The sequence below is a fragment of the Mesorhizobium sp. U510 genome (genome assembly GCF_059180695.1).
In genome coordinates this window covers 1,183,174-1,203,052 of sequence record NZ_CP180532.1, presented here as the reverse complement: position 1 = coordinate 1,203,052, position 19,879 = coordinate 1,183,174, and the positions used below count along the sequence as shown (strand labels likewise).

The following is a 19,879-nucleotide window of genomic DNA, read 5'->3' as shown; positions in this document are numbered from 1 at the left end:
AGACAGGATCTTAGCATGTACAAGGCCGTTGGATCACGGGGATCCCGGGTCAGCCGCGTTCTCTGGATGCTCGAGGAGCTCGGGCAGCCCTATGAATTCGTCGAGGTCAAGCTGCGCTCGCCGGAAGCCTATGCGCTCAACCCGTCGGGCAAGGTGCCGGTCCTCATCGACGATGAACTGACGGTGACGGATTCGGCGGCGATCTGCGTCTACCTGGCCGACAAGCACGCCGACAAGGGCATGGGCGCCAATCCCGGTGTTGCCGGCCGCGCCGAGATGGATTCCTGGATGCATTTTGCCCAGAGCGAGTTCGAGGCGCCGCTGTGGAACAAATTGCGCCACCGCTTCCTGCTGCCGAAGGAAGTACGCGTCGATGTCGGCCCGGCGGCGGCCTACGATTTCGCCTCGGAAGCCAAGGCACTGGACCGCCGGCTCGGCGACAAGCCGTTTGCGCTGGGTGACCGGTTTTCCGCGGTCGACGTGCTGCTCGGCGACATGGGCAACTGGGCGCGCGCCGGAAAATTCCCGATCGAGTCCGCCCGCGTCAACGCCTATTTCGACCGGGTGCTTTCGCGCCCAGCCCGCGCACGGGCGCAGGCCAACGGAGGCTCCATGAAATGAAGCTCAACCTCAACACCGACTTCACCAAATTCCCGCGTGCCGTTACGGTGCTGCTCGCCGGCAAGGCGGGCACGGCGGCTCCGTTTGCCAAGGCCGTTCTTGTCCATGACGAACGGCATCTGCGCCGCCGCGCCATCGAACTGTCCGACGGCAGCAAGGTGCTGGTCGACCTGCCCGAACCCGTCGCCCTGAACGATGGCGACCGGCTGGTGCTGGAGGATGGCCGCCATGTCGAGATCATCGCGGCGCCGGAAGAGGTCTATGACATCCGCGCCCGCGACGGCGTGCATCTGACCGAACTGGCCTGGCATATCGGCAACCGCCATCTCGCCGCAGGCATCGAGGCGGATCGCATCGTCATCCTGCGCGACCATGTCATCAAGGCGATGCTGGAGGGGCTTGGCGCCACGGTGCGCGAGGTCTCCGAACCGTTCAAGCCGGTGCGCGGCGCTTATTCCGGCCATGAGGGTGGGCATGGTCATGACCATGGCCACGATCACAGCCATGCCGAGGCGCATGCACATAGCCACGGTGAGGCACACTCCCACTCGCATAGCGAATCGCATTCGCACTCGCACAGCCATACCGGCCACCACCACGATCATGACTGACCAGCCTTCGAACATCGCCCTGCTGCGGCTGATGGCGTGGCTGTCGCCGGCCTTCCCGGTCGGCGGCTTTGCCTATAGCCACGGTCTCGAACGGGCGGTGCATGACGGGCAGGTTGCCGATGCCGCGAGCCTGGCCCACTGGCTGGAAACGCTGGTCGAGATGGGCTCGGGCTGGAACGATGCCGTGCTGTTTTCCGAGAGCTGGCGCCGCGCCCGCACCGCCGGCGATCTCGACGAAGTCGCCGCACTGGCCGAGGCGCTGGCCGGCTCGCGGGAACGCCATACCGAGACCATGCTGCAAGGTGCCGCCTTCCTCAGAGCAGCTGCGGCCTGGCCCAATCCGGTGCTGGCGCGCCTGCCTGCCGAATGCGCTTACTGCGTCACCGTCGGCGCCATTGCCGGCGGCAACGGCATTGCGCTGCAGGATGCGCTGTCCGCCTTCCTGCAAGCCTTCTTCTCCAACCTCGTCCAGGCGGCGATCAGGCTCGGTGTCGTCGGCCAGAGCGAGGCCACCACGCTGCTGGCCGGCTTCGAGCCGTTGGCGCTCTCAACCGCCGACCGCGCGTCCCGATCGACATTGGACGATCTCGGCGGCTGCGCCTTCGTCTCCGACATCATGGCGATGAAGCACGAAACCCAGTATTCGCGGCTGTTCCGTTCATGATCGCCCTCGCCTTTGTCCTCTCCTTCGTCCTGCTGCTGATCACGGCGCTGCATGTCTATTGGGGCATTGGCGGCATCTGGCCGGGCAGGGATGCGGCGTCCTGCGCCCGCGCGGTCGTCGGCTTTCGCGGTGTCGACGAAATGCCGACGCCCTTCGCCAGTTTCGCCGTTGCCGCCTGTCTTGGCCTGGCAACGCTCTGGCCGCTGGCGCTCATCGGCTTCTTTGCCTCGCCTTTCCCGAGGGAGGGCCTTGCCGCCACCTCGCTGCTCATCGGGCTGGTGTTCCTGGGGCGCGGCATTGCCGGCTTCACGCCGTGGTGGCGGCGCCTGGCGCCCGAACAGCCTTTCGCGCGGCTCGATGTGCGTTACTATTCGCCGCTGTGCCTGTTGATCGGGCTCGGCTTCGCAGTCCTTGCCATCATGGAGTTCCCGACATGACTCAAGCCAACGGTCCTCTTCGCATCGGTATTGGCGGCCCTGTCGGCTCCGGCAAGACGACGCTCACCGAAAAACTCTGCAAGGCGCTGCGCGACGAGTTCTCCATCGCCGTCGTCACCAACGACATCTACACAAGGGAAGACGCCATGATGCTGGCCCGGCTGCAGGCGCTGCCGGAGGATCGCATTGTCGGCGTCGAGACCGGCGGCTGCCCGCACACCGCCATTCGCGAGGACGCGTCGATCAATCTGCAGGCGATCGCCGAACTCAACCGGAAGTTTCCCGACCTCGACATCATCTTCATCGAATCCGGCGGCGACAACCTTGCCGCCACCTTCTCGCCGGACCTCGCGGATCTGACGCTCTATGTCATTTCGGTCTGCCAGGGCGAGGAGATCCCGCGCAAGGGCGGGCCGGCGATCACCCGCTCCGATTTCCTGATCATCAACAAGAGCGATCTGGCGCCCTATGTGAACGTCAATCTCGACGTGATGGAGAGCGACGCCGGCCGCATGCGCGGCAAGCGGCCGTTCGGCTTCACCGATCTGTCGCGCGGCAAGGGGCTGCAAGATGTCATCGATTTCATCGTCGAGCATGGCGGGCTGAGGATTGGCACCGCCACCAGCACGGCGGCCTGACAGGCATCCGGCCCCTCTGCACCAACCGAAACCCGTTGCGGGCAGCGGTGGCTCGCGGCATTCTGGCCAAAACCGGAGGATTTTTCCATGAGCATCGCCCGCCTGCAGAAGGAACCGCTGACCAACCTGCCCTTCTACGAAGAGCGCGTCGATCTCGCCTGTGCCTTTCGCTGGACGGCGCGGCTCAACATGCACGAGGCGGTGGCCAACCATTTCTCGCTGGCGGTCAATGATGACGGCACGCAGTTCCTGATGAACCCCAACCAGGTGCATTTCTCGCGCATCAAGGCCAGCGACATGTTGATGATCGACGCCAACGATCCCAACACGCTCTCCGGCCCCAACGCGCCCGACCCGACGGCCTGGGGCCTGCACGGCGCCATCCACCGCAACGTGCCCCATGCGCGCTGCGTCATGCATGTGCATTCCATCCATGCCACGGTGCTGGCGTCGCTCGCCGATTCGACATTACCGCCGATCGACCAGAATTCGGCGATGTTCTTCAACCGCCATGTCGTCGACGCGCATTATGGCGGGCTGGCCTTCGAGGAAGAGGGCGAGCGCTGCTCGCAGCTTCTCACCGACCCCAAGGTCAAGGTCATGGTGATGGGCAATCACGGCGTGCTGGTGATCGGCGATACGGTCGCCGATGCCTTCAACCGCATGTTCTATTTCGAGCGCGCCGCCGAGACCTATATCAAGGCGCTGTGGACCGGCCGGCCTCTGCGCACGCTGTCCGATGCGATCGCCGAGAAGGCGGCCAGCGAAATGGACGACTATCCCGGCCAGGCCGAGCGCCATCTCGCCGAGTTGAAGGCGATCCTCGACGAGGAAGAGCCGGTCTACAGGAATTAGAGCCCGAGCTGAGCCCGTAATTCCTCGGCGCTGTTGATGACGATGGCGCCGGGCGGTCCTTCCATCGGCTTTTCCGGCCAGAAGATCGTCTTCATCCCCGCCGCCAGACCCGCCATGGCGCCCGGCCAGCTGTCGTCGACCGCGACCGCGTGCGCGGGATCGACTTCGGCCAGGTACGCGGCGCGCAGGAAAGGTTCGGCGTGCGGCTTGCCATCACGCACATCGTTGCGGCTGATCGTTTTCATGCCTGGATAAAACAGACCGACCATGCGCAGATTGGCGTCGACGATCATCCGGTCCGAATTCGATACCACCGCTTGCTGCACGCCAAGCGCGCGCAATTCATTGAAGACTTCTATAGCGCCAGGACGCGGTTTCAGCCCCTCCACCAGCGGCAGATAGTGCTCGTATTTGCGCATGATCCAGTCGTCGAAGGGAAGATCGAGGCCGAACTCGTCGCGCATCATTTCGTAGACCGGCCAGGCGGCGACACCGAGCACGCGCTCATGAAGGTCGGCGGGCGGCTTGAGGCCTGCATTGCGCATTGCCGCCACAAGGGCTGCCTCGTGCAGCGGCTCGCTATCGACCAGCGTGCCGTCCATGTCCCAGAAAACCGCCTTCGGTGTCATGCAGCGCTCCTTTTGCGATCCCCTTAAAGGGTTTGCGCCGGGAGATAAACCATCGCGATCACAGAAGGTGACTGCCGCCGGAAGCGAAGCCGCCCTGCTTTGCGCGTCGCGATCGTGTCAGCGGGAAAATCCCTGCCGTGCGTGGCCAAACAATTGCCCTTGAGATTGACAATTGCGCAGGAGGCCGTTCCCTGCGAAACTGGGAGCGGACCGCTCCTGTGAGCAGCGGTTTGCGGAGGCAGGACGTGAATACCCGGCAGGATGGCGGCAGCAACAGGCTGGACGACGCGGCGCGCGCCGGATGGCTCTATTATGTCGCCGGTAACACACAGGACCAGATCGCCGCCACGCTCGGCATTTCGCGGCAGACGGCGCAGCGGCTGGTGTCGCTGGCGGTGTCGGAAGGCCTGATCAAGGTCCGTGTCGATCATCCGATCGCCAACTGCCTTGACCTCGCCGCCCGGCTGAAATCGCGTTTCGCACTCGACCTGGTCGAAGTGGTGCCAAGTGATCCGAATTCATCCTCCACCACCATCGGCATCGCCGAAGCGGCGGCCGCCGAGATCGAGCGGCGGCTGCGGTCGCCGACGCCGATCGTCATGGGCATCGGCACCGGACGCACGCTGAAGGCGGCGATCGAGCAACTGCCGCCGATGGAATGCCCGCAGCACAAGGTGGTGTCCTTGACCGGCAACATTTCGCCGGACGGCTCGGCCGCCTTCTACAACGTCATCTTCACCATGGCCGACCGGGTCAAGGCGCGCTCCTTCCCGATGCCGCTGCCGGTCATCGCCTCCTCGCCGCAGGAGCGCGAGATGCTGCTCAACCAGCCGATGATCCAGCCAACGCTGGCGCTTGCGGCGGAAGCCGACGTCACCTTCATCGGCATTGGCGATCTCGGTCCGAAGGCGCCGCTCTACGAGGACGGCTTCATTTCCGAAAGCGAGTTGAAGGCCCTGCAGAAGGCTGGCGGCATCGCCGAGATCGTCGGCTGGGTGTTCGACCGGGAAGGCCGCATGATCGAGGGCATCACCAACGACCGGGTGTCGTCGGCATCGCTGCCGTCGCGCGAGAAGTCGCTGGTCATTGCGCTGGCCATGGGCGAGCGCAAGCTGCCGGGCATCCTGGCGGCCGTGAACCGCCGGCTGGTCAATGGTCTCATCACCGACGAACGGACGGCGACCGCTTTGCTGGCCAGCATCTGACCGGGACGCGGCAGCGCCTGCCGGATACGGTCGCGGCGGCTGCCTGGCGATAAAACCAGCAAGTCTATTTGTGCCGGCCGAAAGGGTCGTTGCCATCGAGGAAACCGAGGTCGCGCTGCAGATGGGGCGACAGGTCCCTGATGTCGAGACGGGCCTTTCTTTTGCTCGCGAACCAGCCGAATCCGTCCGCAAGCCACGAAATCCAGCGGTGATCGGGAGCGGGAGTGCATTTTTGTTGCGCCATGGTCATGATCGTCAACCTTCGCTATTCTGGACCCGGATGACGGGTTGACAGTGAATGTCGGTCTTGCTGGCCAGCTTTGCCAATCGAACGTCAATAAGGACCCATAAGGAGCCTTTATGCCGGATCTGAGCTCACCGCAGGTTTCGCAACTGCCACCGCTGCAGGCGATCCGGGTGTTCGAAGCGGTGGCGCGGCATCTTTCCTTCACCAAGGCCGCCGTGGAACTCGCGATGACACAGGCCGCCGTCAGCTATCAGATCAAGGTGCTGGAAGAGCGCGTCGGCGCACCGCTGTTCCTGCGGCGGCCGCGGCAAATCGAGCTGACCGAAGCCGGCCAAAGGCTGGCGCCGGCGGTCAGCGAGGCCTTTGCCATTCTTAGCCAGGCCTATGCCGCCGCGCGCGGTGGCGCGGACGGGCTGCTGTGCGTCACCACCGTGCTGACCTTCGCCTCGAACTGGCTGGCTCATCATCTGGGTTCGTTCCAGATGGCTCATCCAGCACTTGCCGTGCGGCTCGAAACATCGAGCCGTCTGACGGATTTCGCCCGCGAGGATGTCGATCTCGCCATCCGCTCGGGCAGCGGCAAATGGCCGGGTCTGGAGGCCCACAAGCTGCTCGACGCCGATTTCACGCCGATGCTGAGCCCGAAGCTCGCGGCCAGCATTGGCGGCGTCAAGGAGCCGGCCGACCTCTTGCGGCTGCCGATCCTCGATCCGGGCGATGTCTGGTGGACGCAATGGTTCGAGACGGCCGGCGTGCATGCGCATGATCTTGCCAAGCGGCCCGGCAGCAGCATGGGCGCGCAGGCCTATGAGGCCAATGCGGCTATCGCGGGCCATGGCGTGGCGATCCTGACCCGGGCGCTGTTCAAGGCGGAACTTGCCGACGGCCGCCTGATCCAGCCTTTCGACCTGGTCGGCGATGACGGCCACGCCTATTGGCTGGTCTATCCCGAAGCACGCCGCAACGTGCCGAAGATCCGCGCCTTCCGCGACTGGCTGCTGGCCGAGATCGCCTGCTGACAGCCGCTTTTCTCCCGATTCAATCCTCCGGCCCTTCCAGTCCCGCCGCCTGATATCAGGGGCGGACAAGCCTCTCTTTGTCCGTCCATCGGCAGGTCCGGTGCTGCGCTGCAGCATCGAATCCGGCTTGACATAATTCACGGCAAGTGAGTAATTGCTCACAGCCAAGGCAAATGCTCATCTTGGTTCATGGGAGGAATTTGATGAAACTGCGTACGCTCACCCTGGGCTTGTTGTCGGCCAGCGCTCTCGCCTTTGCCGCACATGCCGAATCCATCACCATCGCCACGGTCAACAATGGCGATATGGTCCGCATGCAGAAGCTGACCGACGACTTCACCAAGGCCAACCCCGACATCCAGCTCAACTGGGTCACGCTTGAAGAGAACGTGCTGCGCGAGCGCGTCACCACCGACATCGCCACCAAGGGCGGCCAGTATGACGTGATGACCATCGGCACCTACGAGGTTCCGATCTGGGCCAAGCAGAGCTGGCTGCTGCCGCTCGACAAGCTCGGCGACGACTATGACGCCAAGGACATCATCCCGGCCATCGCCGGCGGTCTTTCGGTCGACGGCAAGCTCTATGCCGCGCCCTTCTACGGCGAAAGCTCCTTCGTCATGTACCGCAAGGACCTGATGGAGAAAGCCGGACTGAAGATGCCCGACGCGCCGACCTGGGATTTCATCAAGCAGGCCGCCGACAAGATGACCGACCGCGCCAATGGCGTGAACGGCGTGTGCCTGCGCGGCAAGGCCGGCTGGGGCGAGAACATGGCCTTCCTGACCGCCATGTCGAACTCCTTCGGCGCCCGCTGGTTCGACGAGAACTGGAAGCCGCAATTCGACCAGCCCGAGTGGAAGAAGACCTTGCAGTTCTATGTCGACCTGATGAAGGCCGATGGCCCCGAAGGCGCCTCTTCCAACGGCTTCAACGAGAACCTGGCGCTGTTCCAGCAGGGCAAGTGCGGCATGTGGATCGACGCCACCGTCGCGGCGTCCTTCGTCTCCGATCCCAAGGCATCCCAGGTCGCCGACAAGGTCGGTTATGCGCTGGCGCCCGACAATGGCCTCGGCAAGCGCGGCAACTGGCTGTGGGCGTGGTCATTGGCCATTCCGGCCGGCACCAAGAAGGCTGACGCGGCCGAGAAATTCGTCTCATGGGCGACCAGCAAGCACTACGCCGAACTCGTCGCTTCCAAGGAAGGCTGGGCCAACGTCCCTCCGGGCACGCGCTCCTCGCTCTACGCCAATGCCGAGTACCAGAAGGCGGCTCCGTTCGCCAAGATGACGCTGGACTCCATCAACGCCGCCGACCCGACGCATCCGACCGTCAAGCCGGTGCCCTATGTCGGCGTCCAGTTCGTCGCCATCCCTGAATTCCAGGGGCTTGGCACCACGGTCGGCCAGCTCTTCTCGGCGGCTCTTGCCGGCCAGTCGAGCGTCGACGATGCGCTGAAGCAGGCCCAGGACGCCGCCACCGCGGCGATGACCGAAGGCGGGTATATCAAGTAAGGCTCCTCCCGGTGCCGAATGCCGGTTGCCTCCTCGACCGGCAACGGCCGCCCGAGTTCCCAGCTCGGGCGGCCGCCTTCAACGCCTCTGAAAATTCAGTCTGACCATTGAAGGGTGACCGTCATGGCTACTCAGCAGACCCGTTCGCTTGCCCGTTTCATGATGGCACCATCCGTCGTGCTGCTGTTCGTCTGGATGATCGTGCCGCTGGTCATCACCATCTGGTTCTCCTTCCAGCAGTACAATCCGCTCAACCCGATCCGCGACGGGTTCGTCGGCTTCTCCAATTACGCGCTGTTCTATTCCAATCCGGCCTTCCTGCAGTCGATCCTCAACACCTTGATCCTGGTGATCAGCGTGCTGCTGATCACGGTGATCGGCGGCATCCTGCTGGCGCTGTTGATCGACCAGCCGATGTGGGGACAAGGCATCGTGCGCATCCTCGTCATCTCGCCGTTCTTCGTCATGCCGCCGGTGGCCGCGCTTGTCTGGAAGAACATGATCATGCACCCGCAATACGGGGTATTCGCCGACATAGCGCGCTTCTTCGGGGCGCAACCGATCGACTGGTTCGGGCAACATCCGATGACGGCGATCATCATCATCGTCGCCTGGCAGTGGCTGCCTTTCGCGACGCTGATCCTGTTGACCGCGCTGCAGTCGCTTGACGGCGAGCAGAAGGAAGCCGCCGAAATGGACGGCGCCGGCTTCATCAGCCGCTTCATCTATCTGACGCTGCCGCACATGTCGCGCGCCATCACCGTCGTCATCCTCATCCAGACGATCTTCCTGCTCTCGGTCTATGCCGAGATCCTCGTCACCACCAATGGCGGCCCCGGCTACGCCTCCACCAACCTGCCCTTCCTCGTCTACCAGAAGGCGCTGCTGGAGTTCAAAATCGGCCAGGCATCCGCGGGCGGTGTGATCGCCGTCATTCTCGCCAACATCGTCGCCTTCTTCGCCATGCGCGCGGTCGGCAAGAACCTCGACAAGTAAGGGAGGACAAGATGGCCCGTGCAGTCACCACCCAGCACAAGACGATCGCGACGGTTGCGGCCTGGATCGTCGCCCTGCTGATCTTCTTCCCGATCCTCTACACGATCATCACCTCGTTCAAGTCGGAACAGGAGGCGATCCAGGGCTTCGCGCTGATCCCGTCGGGAACTTTCGAGAGCTATACCGAGGTTCAGGCGCAGAGCGGCTATTTCAAGTTCTTCTTCAATTCGGTCCTGCTCTCGGTCGGATCGACCGTCCTGGCCCTGTTGGTCGCCATTCCGGCGGCATGGTCGATGGCGTTCTCGCCGACCAAGCGGACCAAGGACATTCTGATGTGGATGCTATCCACCAAGATGATGCCGGCGGTCGCGGTGCTGTTCCCGATCTACCTGATCTTCCGCGACACCGGCCTGCTCGACAGCCGCATCGGCCTGATGGTCATGCTGATGCTGATCAACCTGCCGATCGTGGTGTGGATGCTCTACACCTATTTCCGCGAGATCCCGGGCGAGATCCTGGAAGCGGCGCGCATGGACGGCGCCTCGCTGTGGAACGAGATCATCTATGTGCTGACCCCGATGGCGGTGCCCGGCATCGCCTCGACCATGCTCTTGAACATCATCCTGGCCTGGAACGAGGCGTTCTGGACGATCCGGCTCACCACCACGGAAGCAGCGCCGCTGACCGCCTTCATCAGTTCGTTCTCCAGCCCGCAAGGCCTGTTCTGGGCCAAGCTTTCGGCGGCCTCGACGCTGGCGATCGCGCCGATACTGATCATGGGCTGGTTCAGCCAGAAGCAGCTGGTGCGCGGCCTGACCTTCGGCGCCGTGAAGTAAGTAAGCCGTGACCTAACGTGACGCTCAAGAACGTCGGACAATAACCCCTCGGGGAGGAAACCATGGGAAACATCACGCTCAAGAACGTCTCCAAATCGTTCGGGTCGACGGTCATCATTCCAGGCATTGACCTGGTGATCGAGAATGGCGAGTTCGTCGTCTTCGTCGGCCCGTCGGGTTGCGGCAAGTCCACGCTGCTGCGGCTGATCGCCGGGCTGGAGGACACCAGCGGCGGCACCATCAACATCGACGGCCGCGACGTCACCGGCGAGGCACCGGCCAAGCGCAAGCTCGCCATGGTGTTCCAGTCCTACGCGCTCTACCCGCATATGACGGTGGCCAAGAACATTGCCTTCCCGCTGAAGATGGCGGGCGAGGACCAGGCGACCATCGACAGGAAGGTGAAGGATGCGGCGCGCGTCCTGAACCTCACCAACTATCTCGAACGGCGGCCAGGCCAGCTCTCCGGCGGCCAGCGCCAGCGCGTCGCCATCGGCCGCGCCATCGTGCGCCAGCCCTCGGCCTTCCTGTTCGACGAGCCGCTGTCCAATCTCGACGCAGCCCTTCGCGGCACGATGCGGCTGGAGATCAGCGAGCTGCACCACCAGCTCAAGACGACCATGATCTACGTCACCCATGACCAGGTCGAGGCCATGACCATGGCCGACAAGATTGTGGTGCTGAACGCCGGCAATATCGAGCAGGTCGGCTCGCCGATGGAGCTCTACAAGACGCCGCGCAATCTGTTCGTCGCCGGCTTCATCGGCTCGCCGAAGATGAACTTGGTGGAAGGCGCGCCGGCGGCCAAATATGGCGCCAAGACCATCGGCATCCGCCCCGAGCATATGCAGATTTCGACCACGGCGGGCGAATGGAAGGCCACGGTCGGCGTTGCCGAGCATCTGGGCTCCGACACCTTCCTGCATGTCCAGGCCGACGGCGTCGGCCCGCTGACGGTGCGTGCCGACGGCGAACTGGCCGTGCATCATGGCGATACCATCTATCTCACGCCCGACAAGGCCAAGCTCCATCGCTTCGGCCCCGACGGCAAGGCGATGGCGACGTGAGGCTGAAAGGCAAATCGGCGCTGATCACGGGATCGGCGCGTGGCATCGGCAAGGCCTTCGCCGAAGCCTATGCGCGCGAGGGCGCTATCGTTGCCATTGCCGACATCAATCTCGAGGCCGCGCAAAAGACGGCGGCAGAGATCGGCGACAAGGCCTATGCGGTCAAACTCGATGTCACGGATCAGGCCTCCATCGACGCCGCGGTGAAGGCAGTGGAAACGAGGACCGGCGGCCTCGACATATTGATCAACAACGCCGCTCTGTTCGATCTGGCGCCGATCGTCGAGATTTCGCGGGCGAGCTATGAAAAACTGTTCTCCGTCAATGTCGCCGGCACGCTGTTCATGCTGCAGGCGGCGGCCCGCTCGATGATCGCGCGGGGCAAGGGCGGCAGGATCATCAATATGGCGAGCCAGGCCGGACGGCGCGGCGAGCCGCTGGTCGGCGTCTATTGCGCGACCAAGGCCGCCGTCATTTCGCTGACCCAGTCGGCCGGGCTCGACCTGATCAAGCACCGCATCAACGTCAACGGCATCGCGCCCGGGGTCGTGGACAGCGACATGTGGGATCAGGTCGATGCCCTGTTCGCCAAATACGAAAACCGGCCGAAGGGCGAGAAGAAGCGGCTTGTCGGCGAAGGGGTGCCTTATGGCCGCATGGGCAAACCGGAGGACCTCGCCGGCATGGCCGTCTTCCTGGCCAGCGATGAAGCCGAGTACATCGTCGCCCAGACCTACAATGTTGATGGCGGCCAGTGGATGAGTTGAGGGGGGCGGCCTCTGCTTCTCGTCCCTCCGCGAGGAGCGCAGGCTCACATTACAGGCCGCATCGGCCTCGCAAGGCATGTGTCGTCCCTTTCCCGACAGGACGGAGAGAGGCGGAGTAACGAGGCCGAAGCCCGGCCAAAGGGTAAAACAGATGACCGTGAAACTCTCGTCTTCAAACCTCTCCAGCCTGCCCGGCAATGTTGCCGTTCCTAAATATGATCGCTCGAAGCTCAAGGCCGGCATCGTGCATTTCGGCGTCGGCAATTTCCACCGCTCGCACCAGGCGGTCTATCTCGACGATCTGTTCAATTCAGGTGTCGGCCATGACTGGGCGCTGGTCGGCGCCGGCGTCTTCGAGGGCGAGAAGATCGGTCGCGGCAAGCTCGAAGAGCAGGACTGGCTGACCACGGTGGTCGAGCAGGATGAGGGCCATATGAGCGCCCGCGTCACCGGCGCCATGATCGATTTCCTGATGCCCGGCGATGCGGCGGGCATCATCGAGCGGCTGGCCGATCCGGCGATCAAGATCGTTTCGCTGACCATCACCGAAGGCGGCTATTTCATCGACCCGGCGTCGGGCGTCTTCAACCCGGCCCATCCGGATATCGTCGCCGACGCGCAGCCGGGCGCGACACCGAAAACCGTGTTCGGCATCATCCTGGCAGGACTGCTGCGCCGGCGTGACGAAGGCACCGTGCCGTTTACCGTGATGTCCTGCGACAACATCCCTCACAATGGCCACGTCACCTCGGACGGCGTCATTGGTCTGGCGCGGCTGATCGACGAGGATCTCGCCAACTGGGTCAGCAGCAACGTCGCCTTTCCAAACGGCATGGTGGACCGCATCACGCCGGCCACCACCGACCGCGAGCGCGGCATCCTGGCCAAGGATTTCGGCGTCGAGGACGCTTGGCCAGTGTTCTGCGAACCGTTCCGGCAATGGGTGCTGGAAGACCGCTTTACCGATGGCCGGCCGCCGCTGGAAAAGGTCGGCGTGCAATTCGTCAAAGACGTCGCGCCCTACGAATTGATGAAGATCCGCATTCTCAATGGCGGCCACGCCACGATCGCCTATCCGGCCGGGCTGATGGACATTCATTTCGTCCATGAGGCGATGCAGGAGCCGCTGGTGCGCGGCTTTCTCGACAAGCTCGAGCACGACGAGATCATCCCGACGGTGCCGCCGGTGCCGGACACGGTGCTGGAGGACTATTACCAGCTCATCGAGAAGCGCTTTTCCAATCCCAAGATCGGCGACACCATCCGCCGGCTCTGCCTCGACGGCTCCAACCGCCAGCCGAAATTCATCATCCCGACCATCGCCGACCGCCTGAAGGCCGGGAAGAGTGTTGTCGGGCTGGCGCTGGAATCGGCGCTGTGGTGCCGCTATTGCTTCGGCACATCAGACAGCGGCGCCGTCATCGAACCCAACGACCCGAGCTGGGACCGGCTGCAGGCGACGGCAAAAGCGGCAAAGGAGGCGCCGGCCGCCTGGCTCGCCATGGAGGACATCTATGGCGATGTCGGCCGCGCCACGGCGTTCGTCGGGGCCTTCGGCCACGCCCTCAACGTGCTGTGGGCCAACGGCGCCCGCGCCACGCTGACACGCTACATCGCCGGCAAGCTCTGAGAGCTACCAGCCATCATGACGCCTGAACTGGTCATCTTCGACTGCGATGGCGTGCTGGTCGACAGCGAGGCGCTCTCCGTCTCGGCACTGCTCGGCATGATCGGACGTGCCGGCGGCACTGTCAGTGAGGACGCCGCCTACGAGCATTTCCTCGGCAAGAGCATGAAAAGCGTGCGCGAGATCCTTGCCCGCGACTTCGGCCTGGAGATCAGCGATCAGCATCTGACCGCCATGCGCGTCGACCTGATGCGAAAATTCCGTGAGGAGCTCAAGCCCATCCCCGGGGTCAGGGAGATGTTGCCGAAGCTCGGCCTGCCGTTCTGCGTCGCCTCTTCGGGCACGCTGGAGCGCATCCGCTATGCGCTCGACGTTACCGGTCTGCTCGGGTTGATGGAGCCACATCTGTTCAGCGCAGCCATGGTCGCCAAGGGAAAGCCGGCGCCCGACCTTTTCCTGCACGCCGCCGCCAGCATGCGGGCGCATCCGCGCAAATGCCTGGTCATCGAGGACAGTCCGGCCGGCGTCGCGGCGGCGCGCGCGGCCGGCATGCGCGTCCTTGCCTTCACCGGCGGTGCTCATGCCGGCAACCCCGCACTGAAAGCGCGGCTTGCGTCGAGTGAACCGGACTTTATATTCGCTGACATGCTGCAATTGCCCGATCTGATTGCAGGCCTGGGAGCGAGAGTTAGAGCATCTTGACGAAACAGTTTGTTTGCGCGGTCGATGTCGGCACCGGGAGCGCTCGCGCGGGCATTCTCGACGCCCGTGGTATCTTGCTCGGCCGTGCCGATCGGCCGATCGCCATGAACCAGCCGAAGCCCGATCATGCCGAGCATGATTCGCGCGACATCTGGTCGGCGGTCTGCGCCGCCGTGCGTGCCGCCCGCGAAAGAGCCGGCGTCGCGGCGCAAGACATTGTCGGCATCTCGTTCGACGCGACCTGTTCGCTGGTGGTGCGCGACCGGCAAGGCGACCAGCTCAGCGTTTCGACCACCGGCGAGAAGCGCTGGGATACCATCGTCTGGCTCGACCACCGCGCCATTGCCGAAGCCGACGAATGCACGGCGAGCAGCCACGAGGTGCTCAACTATATTGGCGGCGTCATGTCGCCGGAGATGGCGACGCCGAAGCTGATGTGGCTGAAGCGCAACCTGCCCAAGACATGGAATGAAGCCGGCTATCTATTCGACCTGGCCGATTTCCTGACCTGGCAGGCGAGCGGCTCGCTGGCTCGTTCGCAATGTACGCTGACGGCGAAGTGGACCTATCTCGCGCATGAGGAAAGCGCCTGGCAGCGCGATTTCTTCGAGATTGTCGGCCTTGACGACCTTTTCGAGCACGGCAATCTGCCGGAGCGGGCCAGTCCGGTCGGCGCCGACATTGGTCCGCTGACGGCGCAAGCGGCGGCGGAGCTCGGCCTGAGCGAAAACTGCCGGGTCGGCGCCGGTGTCATCGACGCCTATGCCGGCGCGCTTGGCGTGCTCGGCGGCTTTGCCGGCGACGATCAGGATATCGGCCGGCATCTGGCGCTGATCGCCGGCACGTCGAGCTGCGTCATGGCGATGTCGCCCGATCCGCAGCCTTTCGCCGGGGTCTGGGGCCCTTACTATGGTGCTGCGCTGCCGAAGCTGTGGCTGTCGGAAGGCGGCCAGTCGGCCACCGGCGCGCTGCTCGACCACATTATCCGCTGGCACGGCGCCGGCGGCGAGCCGGACGCCGCCATGCACGCCAAGATCGCCAGGCGGGTCGCCGAACTGCGCGCCGCCGAGGGCGACAACCTCGCCGCGCGCCTGCATGTGCTGCCGGATTTTCACGGCAACCGCTCGCCGCTCGCCGACCCGCATGCCGTCGGCGTCGTCAGCGGGCTGACGCTGGATTCCTCTTTCGACAGTCTTTGCAAGCTCTACTGGCGCACCGCCGTCGGCATCGCGCTCGGCGTGCGCCATGTGCTGGAGGCGCTGAACGAGAATGGCTATCTGATCGACACGCTGCATGTCACCGGCGGCCACACCAAGAACCCGCTGCTGATGGAGCTCTACGCCGACGCCACCGGCTGCACGGTGGTCGAGCCGCTGGCCGACGAGGCGGTGCTGCTCGGCACCGGCATGGTTGCCGCCACCGCCGCCGGGCTTTTTCCCGACCTCAACGCCGCCTGCCTTGCCATGCAGCAAGGCGGCAAGAGGCGGGCCGCCAACCCGGCAGCCGGCGCCCGCTTCGACCGCGACTACCGGATTTTCCTGGAGATGCACCGCCAGCGCCAGGCGCTCGACGCCATCCGATAGGCTTTTGCCTACTGCTTGCGCAGCGACGCGCCTGATGTCGCGTCGAACAAATGGATGGCCTCTTCCTCGAATGTGTAGCGGACAGGGGCATTCAGCGCCGGGCATTCGCGTGCCGGAACCAGCGCGCTAATCTCCTTGCCGCCGGAGCCGAATGTCACCAGCGCGTCATTGCCGTGGAATTCGATGAGATCGGCCGTGCCTTGCAATATGCCGGCGCCGCCGGCATTCGCCGTCTTCAGGTCCGGCGGCCGGATGCCCAGCACGGCGCGGTCGCCATGCTGCAGATGAAAACCCCGGCCCTCGATCGAAAGCACCGTTCCCGCGCCGGTCAACGTCCAGCCATTGCCTGTGCGGCCGACCGTCACCTCGACGAAGTTCATGTTCGGCGTGCCGATGAAGCCGGCCACGAACATGTTGGCGGGCCGCAGATAGATTTCCGCCGGCGCGCCGATCTGCTCGATGACACCGTCTTTCAGCAGCACGATGCGATCGGCCAGCGTCATCGCCTCCAGCTGGTCATGGGTGACGTAGACGGTGGTGGTCTTCAGCGACTGGTGCAGGCGCGCGATCTCGACACGCATATGGTTGCGCAATTTGGCGTCGAGATTGGAAAGCGGCTCGTCGAACAGGAAGACTTTCGGCGTCTTGATCATCGCACGGGCAATGGCGACGCGCTGCTGCTGGCCGCCGGAAAGCTCGGCCGGCTTGCGGCCGAGATAGGGCTCCAGCCCGAGCGTCCTCGACACCGCGTCGACCCGCTTGCGGATCTCGGCCACCGGCACCTTCTGGCGCCGCAGCCCGAAGGCGATGTTGTCGAAGATCGTCATATGCGGATAGAGCGCGTAGTTCTGGAACACCATGGCGATGCCGCGGTCGCCCGGATCGAGATCGTTGACCACCTTGCCGCCGATCGAGACCTCGCCGCCGCTGATGTCCTCCAGCCCCGCCAGCATGCGCAGCAAGGTCGACTTGCCGCAGCCGGACGGGCCGAGGAACACGACGAATTCGTGTTCCTCGATCGAGAGGTTGAGGTCGCGGATGACAGTGGTGGCGCCATAGGCCTTGTCGACATGGGAGCAAACGATCGCGGACATGGTCAGCCCTTCTCGCCGGTGAGCAGGATCTGCAGCTTGACGTCTTCCGGATTGCCTTGGGCAGCGCGCTCGAACGCCTCGATGCTGTCTGAGAAATCATAGGTGCCGGTGATCAGCGGCTTGAGGTCGACCTTGCCGGAGGCGATCAGTTGCAAGGCGCGGTCGAAAATGTTGGCGTAGCGGAACACCGTCTCGATGCGGACCTCCTTCGAGATCGCCGCCGGCACGTTGAGGGCAACCGGCTCCACCGGCAGGCCGACCAGCACCACCGCGCCGCCCGGCCGCACGACATCGAACAGATCGGCGAAGGCCTTCGGGCTGCCGCTGGCTTCGAAGACGATGTCGGCACCCCAATTGTCGGTCGCGGCGGCTACCGCGTCGGCCAGCGAGCGCTCGCCGATATTGACCGGCACGATGCCGGCATATTGCGCGGCGATCTTCAGCTTGGGCGCGGAAAAATCGGAGATCAGCACCTTTGAACAGCCGCCGGCCAGGGCGGCAAGCGCGATCATGATGCCGATCGGGCCGCAGCCGACGACGACGGCGACATCGCCCGGAACGATGCGGGCACGGCTTGCCGCCTGCATGCCGATGGCGAAGGGCTCGACCATCGCGCCCTCGGCGAAAGAGACGTTGTCCGGCAGTTTGTAGGTGAAGGCGGCGGGATGCACCGCATAGGGCGCGAGCACGCCATGCACCGGCGGCGTCGCCCAGAAACTGACGTCGGGATCGACATTGTAGATGCCGAGCTTTGTCGCGCGCGACGACAAGTTCGGCACGCCCGGCTCCATGCAGACGCGGTCGCCGACCTTGAACGTCTCGACATTGGCGCCGGTCTCGACGACCGTTCCCGCGGCTTCGTGGCCGAGCACCATCGGCGCGCGCACGACATAGCTGCCGATGGCGCCATGGGTGTAATAGTGCACGTCGCTGCCGCAGACGCCTACGGTGTGGATGGCGATCTTGACGTCGTCCGGCCCGACATCGAGCGGCAGCGCGATCTCGCGCAACGACAGTTCGCCTTTTTTCTCAAGCACCAGTGCCCGCATCGGGAAATCCTCACATCAAGTCTTTTTTTGCCGGAAAACGGAATTCAGGAAGCCGCTGAGCACGCCGAGGAACAGCAGCGGCGGCAGCGACAGGAGCACGACCGAGGCGTTGAGAATGCCCCATGGCACGTTCATGCCTTGCTGGGAGAGTTCCGAGGCGACGATCGGCAAGGTCTTGGCATTGGAGCTGGACAGCATCAGCGCGATCAGGAATTCGTTCCAGACCAGCACGAAGCTGAAGGCGACCGCCCCTGCCAGGGAGCGGGCGGCCACGGGCAGCGCGATGCGCCAGAACACCGAATAGGCGCCGTAGCCGTCGACGAAGGCGGCTTCCTCGATGTCTTTCGGCACGCTCTGGAAGGCGGGGATGGCGAGCCACATGATCACCGAGATGGTGAGCAACGAATAGGTGATGATCAGCGCCGGCAAAGTATCGTAGAGGCCGACCTGCAGCCAGATCACCATCAGCGGGATGGCGACCGCCACCGGCGGCAGGAAGCGCAGCGACAGCACGAAGAACTGGATGTCGCCGGCCCAGCGGTTGGGATAGCGCGCCACCGCGTAAGCCGCCGGCAGGCCGAGCACGATGCCGATCAGCACGGCCGAGCCGCAGGCGACGACCGAGTTGTAGAGCCCGGTGAGCACGCTGTCGCGGCCGAGGATGTAGCCGATGTTGGCCCATGTCGGCGTGAACACCAGGCGCGGCACGCGGGTAATGATGTCGACATTGTTCTTCAGCGCATTGAGCGCCGTCCACAGCAGCGGAAACACGGCCAGGAATCCAGCCAGCGCCAATATGGCCTTGCCGATCAGGCGACCCGGTCTCATGCCTGCACCCGCTTCCACAGCATGGTGAAGGTGATGACGGTGGCGATCATCATCAGCACGGCCATGGCCGAGGCGTATGAGACCTTGCCGGACTCGATGAAGCCTTGCGAGAAGGCGTACATGTCGAGCGTCTCGGTGGCCACGCCCGGTCCGCCGCGGGTCATCACATAGATCAGGTCGAAGGAGCGCAGCGATTCGATCATCTTGACGAACATCAGGCTGATCAACGGCGCCTTCAGCATCGGCAAGGTGACATAGGCGTGGATCTGCCAGCGTTTGGCATGGTCGAGCCGCGCCGCCTCGATCGGCTGCGGCGGCAAGGTTTCGAGCAGTTTCAGCACGATGACGGCGAAGAACAGCCCCCATTGCCAGACATCGACCGAAGCGACGGCGAACAAGGCCGTCGCCGGCTTGGACAGCGGGTCGAAGATTAGCCCACCGGTCAGTTGCCTATAGGGATAGGTGGCAATGCCGTAGAGAGGGTGATAGGCGAACTTCCAGACGAAGGCCGCCGAGACGCGCGGCAACAGCACCGGGATGATGAAGAGCAGGCAGTAGATATTGCGTAGGCGTGGGCTGGCGACCTCGAACATCAGCACGCCGAGGCCGATCGCCACCACCATGGTCGCGACAACAGTGACGATCTCCCACTTCACCGACACCCAGACCGCGTTGAGGAAGCGGCGGTCGAGGAAGAGGTCGACGAAGTTAGACAGCCAGACCCAGGAATAATCGGGTGTGCTCAACTCGCGATTCTGCAAGGCGATGACGATGGCGTAGAGCGTCGGCACCATCGACAGCACCAGAAGGATGGCAATGGTCGGAACGACGAAGGTGACAGGGAGCGACGTGCGTCGGGCCATTGGCATCTATCCTCGCTTGCGTCTCGA

The 19,879-nt window shown here is 64.1% G+C and carries 22 protein-coding genes; 16 read left to right on the top strand and 6 right to left on the bottom strand.

Annotation, left to right across the window (positions count from 1 at the left end; all coding sequences use genetic code 11):
• The first annotated feature begins 15 nt into the window (after positions 1–15).
• The 6 genes from ACLGL5_RS07895 to ACLGL5_RS07870 all read left to right on the top strand — a co-directional run bounded on the left by ACLGL5_RS07895 (position 16) and on the right by ACLGL5_RS07870 (position 3,826).
• Positions 16–621 (top strand): glutathione S-transferase family protein, encoded by a 606-nt coding sequence (locus tag ACLGL5_RS07895; protein ID WP_038651319.1) that lies wholly within the window; start codon positions 16–18, stop codon positions 619–621.
• On the top strand, positions 618–1,232 hold the full coding sequence (gene ureE, locus ACLGL5_RS07890) for an urease accessory protein UreE (protein ID WP_069090719.1): 615 nt from the start codon (positions 618–620) through the stop codon (positions 1,230–1,232). The genes ACLGL5_RS07895 and ureE overlap by 4 nt, the downstream gene beginning before the upstream one ends.
• Complete coding sequence (locus tag ACLGL5_RS07885; protein WP_064985229.1) at positions 1,225–1,896, top strand: urease accessory protein UreF; 672 nt, start codon at positions 1,225–1,227, stop codon at positions 1,894–1,896. Before ureE ends, ACLGL5_RS07885 begins: the two co-directional genes overlap by 8 nt.
• Complete coding sequence (locus tag ACLGL5_RS07880; RefSeq protein ID WP_019862528.1) at positions 1,893–2,333, top strand: DUF3995 domain-containing protein; 441 nt, start codon at positions 1,893–1,895, stop codon at positions 2,331–2,333. Before ACLGL5_RS07885 ends, ACLGL5_RS07880 begins: the two co-directional genes overlap by 4 nt.
• Positions 2,330–2,971, top strand: coding sequence for an urease accessory protein UreG (gene ureG, locus ACLGL5_RS07875; RefSeq protein ID WP_069090718.1), 642 nt, complete (start codon positions 2,330–2,332; stop codon positions 2,969–2,971). Before ACLGL5_RS07880 ends, ureG begins: the two co-directional genes overlap by 4 nt.
• An 87-nt stretch (positions 2,972–3,058) precedes the next feature.
• Complete coding sequence (locus ACLGL5_RS07870) at positions 3,059–3,826, top strand: class II aldolase and adducin N-terminal domain-containing protein (RefSeq protein ID WP_069090717.1); 768 nt, start codon at positions 3,059–3,061, stop codon at positions 3,824–3,826.
• Here ACLGL5_RS07870 and ACLGL5_RS07865 read toward each other — a convergent pair.
• A complete protein-coding gene (locus tag ACLGL5_RS07865; RefSeq protein WP_038651309.1) occupies positions 3,823–4,455 on the bottom strand; it encodes an HAD family hydrolase in 633 nt (210 codons plus the stop codon). The genes ACLGL5_RS07870 and ACLGL5_RS07865 overlap by 4 nt on opposite strands.
• A 245-nt stretch (positions 4,456–4,700) precedes the next feature.
• Between ACLGL5_RS07865 and ACLGL5_RS07860 the strand changes: the two genes are divergently transcribed.
• Entirely contained in the window at positions 4,701–5,660 is a 960-nt protein-coding gene (locus ACLGL5_RS07860; protein ID WP_010912814.1) for a sugar-binding transcriptional regulator, read from the top strand.
• A gap of 64 nt (positions 5,661–5,724) precedes the next feature.
• Here the strand turns inward: ACLGL5_RS07860 and ACLGL5_RS07855 are convergent, their stop codons facing one another.
• Positions 5,725–5,910 carry a hypothetical protein gene (locus tag ACLGL5_RS07855; protein ID WP_038653650.1) on the bottom strand — a complete coding sequence of 62 codons (186 nt, stop codon included), beginning with the start codon at positions 5,908–5,910 and terminating at the stop codon, positions 5,725–5,727.
• Between the two features lie 110 nt (positions 5,911–6,020).
• Here ACLGL5_RS07855 and gcvA point away from each other — a divergent pair, with 110 nt between their 5' ends.
• The 9 genes from gcvA (at position 6,021) to ACLGL5_RS07810 (ending at position 16,018) form a co-directional block, all read left to right on the top strand.
• Positions 6,021–6,926 carry a transcriptional regulator GcvA gene (gene gcvA / locus ACLGL5_RS07850; RefSeq protein ID WP_064985233.1) on the top strand — a complete coding sequence of 302 codons (906 nt, stop codon included), beginning with the start codon at positions 6,021–6,023 and terminating at the stop codon, positions 6,924–6,926.
• A gap of 203 nt (positions 6,927–7,129) precedes the next feature.
• Complete coding sequence (locus tag ACLGL5_RS07845) at positions 7,130–8,440, top strand: ABC transporter substrate-binding protein (RefSeq protein ID WP_019862523.1); 1,311 nt, start codon at positions 7,130–7,132, stop codon at positions 8,438–8,440.
• A 123-nt stretch (positions 8,441–8,563) separates the two neighbouring features.
• Positions 8,564–9,436, top strand: a complete 873-nt coding sequence (locus ACLGL5_RS07840) for a carbohydrate ABC transporter permease (RefSeq protein ID WP_027047618.1) — start codon at positions 8,564–8,566, stop codon at positions 9,434–9,436.
• A gap of 11 nt (positions 9,437–9,447) precedes the next feature.
• Positions 9,448–10,272, top strand: coding sequence for a carbohydrate ABC transporter permease (locus tag ACLGL5_RS07835; protein ID WP_019862521.1), 825 nt, complete (start codon positions 9,448–9,450; stop codon positions 10,270–10,272).
• Between the two features lie 62 nt (positions 10,273–10,334).
• Positions 10,335–11,339 (top strand): ABC transporter ATP-binding protein, encoded by a 1,005-nt coding sequence (locus ACLGL5_RS07830; protein ID WP_019862520.1) that lies wholly within the window; start codon positions 10,335–10,337, stop codon positions 11,337–11,339.
• On the top strand, positions 11,336–12,106 hold the full coding sequence (locus ACLGL5_RS07825; RefSeq protein WP_038651300.1) for an L-iditol 2-dehydrogenase: 771 nt from the start codon (positions 11,336–11,338) through the stop codon (positions 12,104–12,106). The genes ACLGL5_RS07830 and ACLGL5_RS07825 overlap by 4 nt, the downstream gene beginning before the upstream one ends.
• 151 nt (positions 12,107–12,257) lie before the next feature.
• Entirely contained in the window at positions 12,258–13,736 is a 1,479-nt protein-coding gene (locus tag ACLGL5_RS07820) for a mannitol dehydrogenase family protein (RefSeq protein ID WP_069090716.1), read from the top strand.
• Positions 13,737–13,751: 15 nt separating this feature from the next.
• Positions 13,752–14,435 carry an HAD family hydrolase gene (locus ACLGL5_RS07815; RefSeq protein ID WP_069090715.1) on the top strand — a complete coding sequence of 228 codons (684 nt, stop codon included), beginning with the start codon at positions 13,752–13,754 and terminating at the stop codon, positions 14,433–14,435.
• On the top strand, positions 14,432–16,018 hold the full coding sequence (locus ACLGL5_RS07810) for an FGGY-family carbohydrate kinase (protein WP_019862515.1): 1,587 nt from the start codon (positions 14,432–14,434) through the stop codon (positions 16,016–16,018). Before ACLGL5_RS07815 ends, ACLGL5_RS07810 begins: the two co-directional genes overlap by 4 nt.
• 8 nt (positions 16,019–16,026) lie before the next feature.
• On the opposite strand, the gene ACLGL5_RS07805 is transcribed toward ACLGL5_RS07810, so the two are convergent.
• The 4 genes from ACLGL5_RS07805 to ACLGL5_RS07790 are packed head-to-tail and all read right to left on the bottom strand — an operon-like array spanning position 16,027 to position 19,852.
• Complete coding sequence (locus ACLGL5_RS07805; RefSeq protein WP_069090714.1) at positions 16,027–17,112, bottom strand: ABC transporter ATP-binding protein; 1,086 nt, start codon at positions 17,110–17,112, stop codon at positions 16,027–16,029.
• Positions 17,113–17,114: 2 nt separating this feature from the next.
• On the bottom strand, positions 17,115–18,161 hold the full coding sequence (locus ACLGL5_RS07800; protein WP_019862512.1) for an NAD(P)-dependent alcohol dehydrogenase: 1,047 nt from the start codon (positions 18,159–18,161) through the stop codon (positions 17,115–17,117).
• A 15-nt stretch (positions 18,162–18,176) separates the two neighbouring features.
• On the bottom strand, positions 18,177–18,989 hold the full coding sequence (locus tag ACLGL5_RS07795; RefSeq protein ID WP_064985241.1) for a carbohydrate ABC transporter permease: 813 nt from the start codon (positions 18,987–18,989) through the stop codon (positions 18,177–18,179).
• On the bottom strand, positions 18,986–19,852 hold the full coding sequence (locus tag ACLGL5_RS07790; RefSeq protein WP_069090713.1) for a carbohydrate ABC transporter permease: 867 nt from the start codon (positions 19,850–19,852) through the stop codon (positions 18,986–18,988). Before ACLGL5_RS07790 ends, ACLGL5_RS07795 begins: the two co-directional genes overlap by 4 nt.
• Between the last annotated feature and the right edge of the window lie 27 nt (positions 19,853–19,879).

What these genes read in the sequence shown, in the direction of transcription:
- ACLGL5_RS07895 (WP_038651319.1), top strand. Translation starts at nt 16, where the DNA reads ATGTACAAGGCCGTTGGATCACGGGGATCCCGGGTCAGCCGCGTTCTC.
- ureE (WP_069090719.1), top strand. Translation starts at nt 618, where the DNA reads ATGAAGCTCAACCTCAACACCGACTTCACCAAATTCCCGCGTGCCGTT.
- ACLGL5_RS07885 (WP_064985229.1), top strand. Translation starts at nt 1,225, where the DNA reads ATGACTGACCAGCCTTCGAACATCGCCCTGCTGCGGCTGATGGCGTGG.
- ACLGL5_RS07880 (WP_019862528.1), top strand. Translation starts at nt 1,893, where the DNA reads ATGATCGCCCTCGCCTTTGTCCTCTCCTTCGTCCTGCTGCTGATCACG.
- ureG (WP_069090718.1), top strand. Translation starts at nt 2,330, where the DNA reads ATGACTCAAGCCAACGGTCCTCTTCGCATCGGTATTGGCGGCCCTGTC.
- ACLGL5_RS07870 (WP_069090717.1), top strand. Translation starts at nt 3,059, where the DNA reads ATGAGCATCGCCCGCCTGCAGAAGGAACCGCTGACCAACCTGCCCTTC.
- ACLGL5_RS07865 (WP_038651309.1), bottom strand. Translation starts at nt 4,455, where the DNA reads ATGACACCGAAGGCGGTTTTCTGGGACATGGACGGCACGCTGGTCGAT.
- ACLGL5_RS07855 (WP_038653650.1), bottom strand. Translation starts at nt 5,910, where the DNA reads ATGACCATGGCGCAACAAAAATGCACTCCCGCTCCCGATCACCGCTGG.
- gcvA (WP_064985233.1), top strand. Translation starts at nt 6,021, where the DNA reads ATGCCGGATCTGAGCTCACCGCAGGTTTCGCAACTGCCACCGCTGCAG.
- ACLGL5_RS07845 (WP_019862523.1), top strand. Translation starts at nt 7,130, where the DNA reads ATGAAACTGCGTACGCTCACCCTGGGCTTGTTGTCGGCCAGCGCTCTC.
- ACLGL5_RS07840 (WP_027047618.1), top strand. Translation starts at nt 8,564, where the DNA reads ATGGCTACTCAGCAGACCCGTTCGCTTGCCCGTTTCATGATGGCACCA.
- ACLGL5_RS07835 (WP_019862521.1), top strand. Translation starts at nt 9,448, where the DNA reads ATGGCCCGTGCAGTCACCACCCAGCACAAGACGATCGCGACGGTTGCG.
- ACLGL5_RS07830 (WP_019862520.1), top strand. Translation starts at nt 10,335, where the DNA reads ATGGGAAACATCACGCTCAAGAACGTCTCCAAATCGTTCGGGTCGACG.
- ACLGL5_RS07820 (WP_069090716.1), top strand. Translation starts at nt 12,258, where the DNA reads ATGACCGTGAAACTCTCGTCTTCAAACCTCTCCAGCCTGCCCGGCAAT.
- ACLGL5_RS07815 (WP_069090715.1), top strand. Translation starts at nt 13,752, where the DNA reads ATGACGCCTGAACTGGTCATCTTCGACTGCGATGGCGTGCTGGTCGAC.
- ACLGL5_RS07805 (WP_069090714.1), bottom strand. Translation starts at nt 17,112, where the DNA reads ATGTCCGCGATCGTTTGCTCCCATGTCGACAAGGCCTATGGCGCCACC.
- ACLGL5_RS07800 (WP_019862512.1), bottom strand. Translation starts at nt 18,161, where the DNA reads ATGCGGGCACTGGTGCTTGAGAAAAAAGGCGAACTGTCGTTGCGCGAG.
- ACLGL5_RS07795 (WP_064985241.1), bottom strand. Translation starts at nt 18,989, where the DNA reads ATGAGACCGGGTCGCCTGATCGGCAAGGCCATATTGGCGCTGGCTGGA.
- ACLGL5_RS07790 (WP_069090713.1), bottom strand. Translation starts at nt 19,852, where the DNA reads ATGGCCCGACGCACGTCGCTCCCTGTCACCTTCGTCGTTCCGACCATT.